Here is a 2,997-nt window from a genome sequence, read left to right as displayed (position 1 = left end):
TCTTCTTCCCGATGCACTATCTCGGTCTGCTGGGGGCTCCGCGCCGCTACTACGAACTCGGCGAATCCGTGGTCAACCCGCCATCGGCGCATGATTTGAATATCTTCATCACCATGATGGCGCTGACTGTCGGTGCCGCACAGGTCCTCTTCCTGTTCAATGCCGCCTGGAGTCTGCGACGCGGAAAAGACGCGGGGGGAAATCCCTGGCGGGCAACGACGCTCGAATGGCAGACGCCAACGACGCCGCCGCCGCATGGCAATTTTGGCAAGGAACTGCCGGTCGTCTATCGCTGGGCCTATGACTACAGTGTTCCCGGCGCGCCCGAGGATTTCATTCCACAGAATGAGCCAGATCCTGAAAACCGGTCGCGCGAGCACGCATMATGAGCGCAATCCTGATCTTTCTGGCGGGGCTGGCGTCGATCATCATCTGGTGGATGGCGCAGCAGCGACTGACGTCCAAACCATGGCTCGAGTCCGCACGAGCCAGTGACTTTTCCCCGATTACGCGGTCACAGATACCGACTGTAAAAATCGGCCTCGGCGTATTTCTGGCCGTGGTCGGCGCGTTGTTCACGCTTTTCATCAGTGCCTACTTCATGCGCATGGGACTGCAGGATTGGTGGGCCATTCCCCTGCCCGGCGTGCTCTGGGTCAATACAGCTGCGCTCGTCGTGAGCAGCATTGCTCTGGAGATGGCGAAATCCTCGGCGCAGCAAAACGATGCCAACGCCATGAAAATCGCGCTTCTTGCAAGTTTCGTGACCGCGATCGGCTTCCTGGCCGGGCAGTTATTCGCCTGGCACGAGCTGGTGTCTGAGGGCTATGTCCTCGCCGATAATCCCGCCAACAGCTTTTTCTATCTGATTACGGGGATGCACGGGCTGCACATTCTCGGTGGTCTCCTGGTGCTCAGCCGGACGACGTTCAACGTATGGCAGGGCGAACCGCCAAAAGAGGCGCGGCTCAGCATCGAACTGTGCGCCATGTACTGGCATTTCATGCTCATCGTCTGGCTGGTCATTTTTGCGCTGTTCGCAGGCTGGGCCAATGATTTCGTCGATATCTGCCGGCAACTGTTGACCTGAGGATGTGACAATGACCGACGTCGTGGAAACCGAAACCAGAGTATCCCCGCCCCGGCCTGACGGCCTGCGTGGCTTCGCTTCCGACTGGGCTTCCGACCAGCGAACGTTCAAGAATGTCTCCTGGGGGAAGGCCATGATGTGGATCTTCCTTCTCAGCGATACGTTCGTCTTCGGTTGTTTCCTGCTGGCCTATATGAGCGCCCGCATGTCGACGACTGTTCCCTGGCCCAATCCCAGCGAGGTTTTTGCGCTGAATATCGGCGGAACGGAAGTCCCCCTGATTCTGATCGCCATCATGACGTTCGTTCTCATCAGCAGCAGCGGTACGATGGCCATGGCCGTCAATTTCGGTTACCGGCGCGACCGCCGCAAGACGGCGCTATTGATGCTGCTGACCGCATTGTTTGGCGCAACGTTTGTAGGAATGCAGGCTTTCGAATGGACCAAGTTGATCTCCGAAGGTGTTCGTCCATGGGGAAATCCGTGGGGCGCACCACAGTTCGGTTCGACTTTTTTCATGATCACCGGCTTTCACGGTACGCACGTCACAATCGGCGTCATCTTCCTGATCATCATAGCCCGGAAGGTCTGGCGCGGCGATTTCGACACGGAGAAACGCGGCTTTTTCACCAGTCGGAAGGGCCACTATGAAATCGTCGAAATCACTGGCCTCTACTGGCACTTCGTCGATCTGGTCTGGGTTTTTATCTTCGCTTTCTTCTATTTGTGGTAGGGCTCCAATCATGGAACAATCGGCAACGCAACCGGCAGCTCATACGGAACATCAAGAGCACCCGATCAAGCTTTACCTCGTTGTTTGGGGTCTGCTCTTTGTTCTCAGTCTATGCTCGTATCTGGTCGACTACGTCGGTCTTCATGGCTATCTGCGATGGTCGCTTATCCTGCTTTTCATGATCCTCAAGGCCGGGTTGATCGTCGCGATTTTCATGCACATGGCATGGGAAAGGCTGGCTCTCATCTATGCCATCATACTGCCACCGCTCCTTGTATTGGTATTCGTGGCGATGATGGTTTCGGAATCCCACTACGTCCTGTTGAGCCGGATGACCTTCTTCGGCACCGGACCGTAAAGGTTCTCATAGGCACAAAAAAACGCGGCACCCGAAGGTGCCGCGTTTTTTGTTCATTCAAGCCTTTCTGCGTGATCGTGGCTTTGCCATGTTCTGGACTTCCACACTCGGTAGCGGTGCGACAACCTTGCGGTAAAGATGCCATGTCGCATGACCGAGTACCGGGATGAAGATCGCCAGGCCGACGAACAGCGTCAAGAAGCCGACGAAGAGCAGCGCGGCCACTATTAAGCCCCACAATAGCATCGGTATCGGATTGGTGAGCACAGCCTTGATCGATGTTACGACTGCCGCCAACGCACCTACGTCCCGATCGAGGAGAAGCGGAAAGGTGATCACGCTGGTGCAAAGGACAACGACGGAAAAGACAAATCCAATCGCGTTGCCGAGGATGATCATCCGCCAGCCTTCAGATGTGTTGAACACCTGGTTCAGGAAGGCACTGATAGACTCCGGCGCTGCCGGACCGAACAGGCTCACGTAGAGCGCCTGGGCGGTGAGCAGCCATACGATGAAGATTGCAAAGAGCAATATACCGACGGCGAAGATCGATGGCATGGCAGGCGATCGCCTGACCTCAAGTGCGTGCTGCCATGATGTATCGAGACCGAGTTCGCGCCTGCGGCTGATCTCATAAAGACCGAGCGCTGCAAACGGACCGATCAACGCGAAACCCGACATCAGCGGAAACAGGATCGGCAGCGCGTTGGCTCCCGACGACCAGCGTGCCAATACCAGGCCGGCGACAGGATAGATCAGGCATAGGAAAACATAGTGAGAGGGCTTTTCCCAAAAATCGTCGAGCCCCTGACGAAG

4 protein-coding genes and 1 pseudogene are annotated in these 2,997 nt (G+C 56.4%); 4 read left to right on the top strand and 1 reads right to left on the bottom strand.

Annotation, left to right across the window (positions count from 1 at the left end; translation table 11 throughout):
• The 4 genes and pseudogenes from ACXJ5O_RS23195 to ACXJ5O_RS23180 all read left to right on the top strand — a co-directional run.
• Positions 1 to 389 (top strand): annotated as a pseudogene (locus tag ACXJ5O_RS23195) (cytochrome c oxidase subunit I); the annotation flags it as partial.
• A complete protein-coding gene (locus ACXJ5O_RS23190) occupies positions 386 to 1,090 on the top strand; it encodes a cytochrome c oxidase subunit 3 (RefSeq protein WP_457301967.1) in 705 nt (234 codons plus the stop codon). The pseudogene ACXJ5O_RS23195 and the gene ACXJ5O_RS23190, both read left to right, overlap by 4 nt.
• A gap of 10 nt (positions 1,091 to 1,100) precedes the next feature.
• Positions 1,101 to 1,823, top strand: coding sequence for a heme-copper oxidase subunit III family protein (locus ACXJ5O_RS23185; protein WP_224506277.1), 723 nt, complete (start codon positions 1,101 to 1,103; stop codon positions 1,821 to 1,823).
• A 10-nt stretch (positions 1,824 to 1,833) separates the two neighbouring features.
• The gene (locus tag ACXJ5O_RS23180; protein WP_457301966.1) at positions 1,834 to 2,181 is read left to right on the top strand and encodes a cytochrome C oxidase subunit IV family protein; all 348 of its coding nucleotides are present in this window, start codon (positions 1,834 to 1,836) and stop codon (positions 2,179 to 2,181) included.
• Between the two features lie 57 nt (positions 2,182 to 2,238).
• On the opposite strand, the gene ACXJ5O_RS23175 is transcribed toward ACXJ5O_RS23180, so the two are convergent.
• Positions 2,239 to 2,997: DUF2189 domain-containing protein (locus ACXJ5O_RS23175; RefSeq protein WP_457301965.1), on the bottom strand; the 759-nt coding region annotated here is incomplete at its 5' end.

The organism is Phyllobacterium sp. P5_D12 (assembly GCF_054049495.1).
This window is presented reverse-complemented; position numbering and strand designations above follow the sequence as displayed.

Bases quoted from the DNA above. Each gene is read 5' to 3' on its own strand.
- ACXJ5O_RS23190 (WP_457301967.1), top strand. From the start codon at position 386: ATGAGCGCAATCCTGATCTTTCTGGCGGGGCTGGCGTCGATCATCATC.
- ACXJ5O_RS23185 (WP_224506277.1), top strand. From the start codon at position 1,101: ATGACCGACGTCGTGGAAACCGAAACCAGAGTATCCCCGCCCCGGCCT.
- ACXJ5O_RS23180 (WP_457301966.1), top strand. From the start codon at position 1,834: ATGGAACAATCGGCAACGCAACCGGCAGCTCATACGGAACATCAAGAG.